The sequence below is a fragment of the Candidatus Methylomirabilota bacterium genome, from assembly GCA_035315345.1.
GTDB lineage: Bacteria > Methylomirabilota > Methylomirabilia > Rokubacteriales > CSP1-6 > CAMLFJ01.
Genome location: DATFYA010000076.1, coordinates 1 through 4,484, shown reverse-complemented (window position 1 = coordinate 4,484; position 4,484 = coordinate 1). Strand labels below are relative to the sequence as shown.

General features: G+C 72.7%; 4 protein-coding genes. 1 reads left to right on the top strand and 3 read right to left on the bottom strand.

Annotated elements, in window-relative coordinates:
* Positions 1-491 precede the first annotated feature (491 nt).
* On the top strand, positions 492-677 hold the full coding sequence (locus VKN16_09370) for a hypothetical protein (GenBank protein HME94410.1): 186 nt from the start codon (positions 492-494) through the stop codon (positions 675-677).
* On the opposite strand, the gene VKN16_09365 is transcribed toward VKN16_09370, so the two are convergent.
* The 3 genes from VKN16_09365 to VKN16_09355 all read right to left on the bottom strand — a co-directional run.
* Positions 626-1,270, bottom strand: a complete 645-nt coding sequence (locus tag VKN16_09365; GenBank protein HME94409.1) for a LysE family translocator — start codon at positions 1,268-1,270, stop codon at positions 626-628. The genes VKN16_09370 and VKN16_09365 overlap by 52 nt on opposite strands.
* A gap of 28 nt (positions 1,271-1,298) precedes the next feature.
* Entirely contained in the window at positions 1,299-2,510 is a 1,212-nt protein-coding gene (locus VKN16_09360; GenBank protein ID HME94408.1) for an amidohydrolase/deacetylase family metallohydrolase, read from the bottom strand.
* Positions 2,511-2,528: 18 nt separating this feature from the next.
* The coding region (locus VKN16_09355) for an alpha/beta hydrolase domain-containing protein (GenBank protein HME94407.1) at positions 2,529-4,484 on the bottom strand (1,956 nt) is incomplete at its 5' end.

Genomic DNA, 4,484 nt, shown 5'->3' with positions numbered 1-4,484 from the left:
CGCCGTCCCGTTCGGCTCCCGACTATCGTCGTGCGCGCGCGACGGGCCGCGCGGAGAGTTGCGGCCGCCCGACATCGACGCCGGATTGCCCGACGGCACCGACCTCACCCTCAAGGCGCCGAAGGACCGCCTGATCGACCTGATGCGCGTGGTGGCGGAGGCCGGCGTCCGGATCTCGAGCGTGATGACGCTCAGCGGGAGGTCGTCCTGCGCGTCACGACGCTCGACCCGACCGCCGCGATCGAGGCGCTCTGCGCGGCGGGACACACCGTGCGCGGCTCGCGGCCGAGGAAACCACACCGCCGTGACCGCTCGCGGCCGACCGCCCGACGGTCCGCGGCTCGCCGTTCCAGGCGCGGCCGGTAAAGTCGACGCGGCAGGATGTTCCTCGTCCGACGGCCCGACCGCCGGCTTCCGGGCCTCTTCACCTCGATGACCCGCTGACCACGCCCGGCACGCCGGTTGCTCTTTGTGCGCGAGGAGGCCCGCCCATGAAGCCACACGACCGCGAGGACCCGCAGCCCACCGACGACTACACCGGCGATCAGGCACAGGATCCGGGGCCGGACGACGAGGACCGCCCCCGGCCGGGCGACCGGTTCCGGGTGCTGGGACGGCCCGCGCGCTACTTCCGGTGGCCGCTCGACAAGGCGGCGACCACCCCGAGGCCGATGTAGAGGCCGCCCGAGAGCCAGCGCTCGCCCGACAGGAAGCCGGGCCGGCCGCGCAGCCACCGGGCCGCGGAGCCCGCGGTCAGGGCGTAGAGCGAGTCGGTGATCATCCCGAGCAGCACGAAGACCACGCCCAGCCAGACGATCTGCTCGCCCACGTGCCCGCGGGGCACGGTCACGAACTGGGGCAGGAACGCCAGGAAGAACAGGCCGGTCTTGGGGTTCAAGACGTTGACGATCACGCCGTCGAGGAACGCGCGCCGCAAGCGCGTCGGCTGGCCGGGCCCGGAGGCGGTGGGCGCGCGCCGCTCGAGCAGCCGCCGCACCCCGATGTAGATGAGATAGGCGGCGCCCAGGTACTTCACGATGCTGAACGCGGTGGTCGAGGCGGCGAGCAGCGCGGAGAGGCCCACCGCCGCCGCGACGATGTGCGCGAGGGTCCCCACGTGGACGCCGGCGACGGAGACCAGCCCGGCGCGGCGGCCCTGGTCGATGCTGCGGGTCACGATGTAGAGCACCGCGGGACCCGGCGTCACCAGCAGCACCAGCGCCGCGATCACGAACAGGCCGAGGCTCGACCACTCCGGTAGCACGATCATCCCCACGCTCTCCTCCTCCGGGCGAGGCTCAGCAGCAGCCGCCGCGAATGGGCGCGCCCGCGGGCAGCGCGCGGTCCGGCTCCCAGCCCCAGGGGCGCGGCCCCCAGTCCGGAGTGAACACCTGGCCCTTCTTCACGGTCACGAACGGGACCACCGCGCGGTCCACGCGCAGCCCCGCGCCCAGGACATCGTAAACCATCCAGTCGCCCGGCCGGATGTCCAGCACCGAGATGTCGGCCTGACGGCCCACCGCGAGGCGGCCGAGCCGCTGCTCGGCGCCGATGGCCTTTGCGGGATTGGCGGTGCACATCGTCACGACCTGCGGCAGGGTGAAGCCGAGGCCGAGGAAGCGCGTCATCATCTCGGTCAGGCTGTGCACGGTCAACACCCGGCCCGGCACGGTGAGATCGGTGCTGATGCAGTGCGGGAGCACGCCCTGCTCGATCACGCGGCGGCCGACGTCGAAGCTGAAGTTCATGCGCCCGTGCGCGGTGTCGAACCAGACGCCGCGGTCGGCCGCCTCCTTCACCTCGGGGACCAGCTTGCCGTTGCCGTCGAGCACGCCCCCCGGGTTGGCCGTGAAGTAGTGGGTGAGGATGTCGCCCGGTTCCAGGAGCGGCAACAGGGACCGAATCACCTTCGGGTCGTAACGCTTCTCGGTGTCGCCGATGTGCACCATCAGCTTGACCCCGCTCTCCTTGGCCGCCCGCTTGGCCAGCCGCGGCATCTCCATGCCCATGATCTCGAGCGCGGGTGACACCATGCGCGCCTTGATGCCCCGGATGAGCCCGCGGTGCTGGTCCACCACCTTCAGGGTGTCGTCCAGGTTGATGCTGGACTCCGCGATGATGTCGGGCAGCGTGGCGAGCCCGGTCTGGCAGATGTGCAGGAACGGGATCACCTCGGTGTGGCAGCTCGGGATGATGTGGCGCGGGAACCCGCCGAAGGTGGCCGCCCCCGCGCTGCCCGCGTCCACGATGGTGGTCACCCCCGCGTAGACGCCGCCCAGGTCCGGGTTCACCCCGGTGCGGTTGAAGCCCTCGAAGACGTGGGCGTGCAGGTCGATGAGCCCCGGGACCACCGTCTTGCCGCGCACGTCGATGGTGCGCGCGGCCTCGGTCTCCGCGATCTGCGGCGCGATGCGGACGATGGCCCCCCGCTCGACCGCCACGTCCATCGCGCCGTCGAGCGTGCTCCCTGGATCGAGCACGGTGCCGCCCTTGAGCAGGAGATCGTACATGCGGAAGCCTCCCTCGAATCAGCGGGTGAAGTGATCCCAGAGCCGCGCCGCGGCGGCCACCGAGAGCGCGATGTCCTCTTCGAGGAGGTAGCCCTCCCGCACCAGGGCCCCGGCGGCCGCGCGCACGCGGTCGAGATACGCCGTGCGCGAGGGGTAGCGCTCGGCGATGGACGGGCGCGGATCGCCGGCGGCCTCGCGCTGCGCCCGGGTGGGCGCGAACGGGATCGTCGCCCCCGCGAAGACCAGCAATTGCTCGGCGCCGCCGATGTCGGGATGACGCAGGTTCCAGCCGGTGTGGGCGGCGAGTGGGACCGCGATCTCGGGCAGCACGATGCCCGCGACCTCGTTGCCGTCGGTGTCGACCGCCGAGACCAGCGAGCCGAACGGGCGGCCCGGCGCGGGCGGCAGGTGCGTCCAGTCGAGCCGGCGCGGCCGCGCGTGGTGGGCCGGATACCGGGCGGCCGGGATGCGGGCGAAGTCGGCGCCCAGCCGGTCCGGCGCGACCGCGGTCCCGTCGGCCAGACGCGGATGCCGGCTCGGGGGCGGCTCGATCCCCTCCACCACCCAGCGGTCCAGGTTCACCAGGGCCGCGCGGAGCAGCACCGAGTAGTCGGCCACGCTGCGCAGGTGCTGCGAGCGCTCCACCGGCCCGGTCGGGTCGGCCGGCGCGACCTGCGTGTCGGTGGGCGGCCAGATGCCGAGCCCGTGCTCGGTGCCCGCGAAGTGATAGACGCGGGTGCCGGGCCCGTGCTCGACGTCGCGCGCGCCGTCGGGATCGGTGTGGATCAGCGAGGCGTCGCCGCGATGGTACTCGGCCGAGGTGTTGGTATAGAACACGCGCAGCCGGCTGCCCCGCGCGTCGATCCGGGCGTGCAGCGCGTCCTTCGTCCCGGTCTCGGGATCCACCGAGGGCTGGTCGGTGAACGGGAAGAGGTGCGCCATCATGTGATTGCGGTCCTTGGAGTGCTGGCCGAACCGCTGGTTGAACTCGCCGCGCATGCCGCCCGCCACGTTGGCGATGACGCCGTCGAGGGCTTCGCGGCCCTGCTCGTCGACGTTGAGGTCCTCGTAGATCAGCGTGCGCAGGAGGCGTCCGGTCTGCGAGCGGCCGTACGCGTAGGCCCACCGCAGCCGGCCCACCGCGGGATTGCCCTCGCCGGCCGAGCCGTGCTTGAGCCACGCCACCGAATCGCGCAGGGCGGCCATGGACAGCCCCTGCACCGGGGCGCCGACCGCGGTGTAGGTGATCTGGTAGAGTCGCCCCTTCTCGAAGCCGCCGTCGAGATGGATGTGCGAGGCGTCGGGCACCACGCGGCCGCCCTCGACGCGCGCGAACCGCCAGCGCTCGCGCGGGATCACGGTGGCCGAACCATCCGCCTGATCCCGAACGGTGAGCCGCGCGTCGGCCTCCTCGAGATCGGCCGCGGGATACGCCACGTGGCCGCGATCGGAGAGCAGGAAGTCGGCGACCGGCACCGGCGCCTGCACCTGCGTGTACACGCGCCCGCGCAGCGGCCGGCCCGCCGCGTCGCGGGCCTCCGGCGTGCGCATGCCGATGAGCCCGGGCACCCGCGGGAGGTCGCCCTGCCAGCCGCACGAGATCACCACCCAGCCGCGCTTCATGAGGAAGCCGTCGCCCACGTCGATCGGCGGATGGGGATCCGAGCCGGGGCCGAACGCGGGGCGGGTCGCGCGGTTGAAGTTCGGCACCGCGACGGTGTTGCCGCGGTTGACCACATCCAGCAGCACGCGTCCGCTGCACCCGGACCGGTCCACCGGCAGCAGGATCGACACGTCCGAGTCCCACTCCACGCGGCCCTGCGCGTTGCGGGGCGCCAGGTCGACGTCGGTGATCCGGCGATTGGCCGGATGGAGCGGGTCGATGGCGAAGTGGAGCCGGCCCTTCAGCTCCTCGTAGGCGGGCTCGCCGGCCAGGGGGCGCCGCCGCGTGATCTCGAAACGGGTGACCGGCAT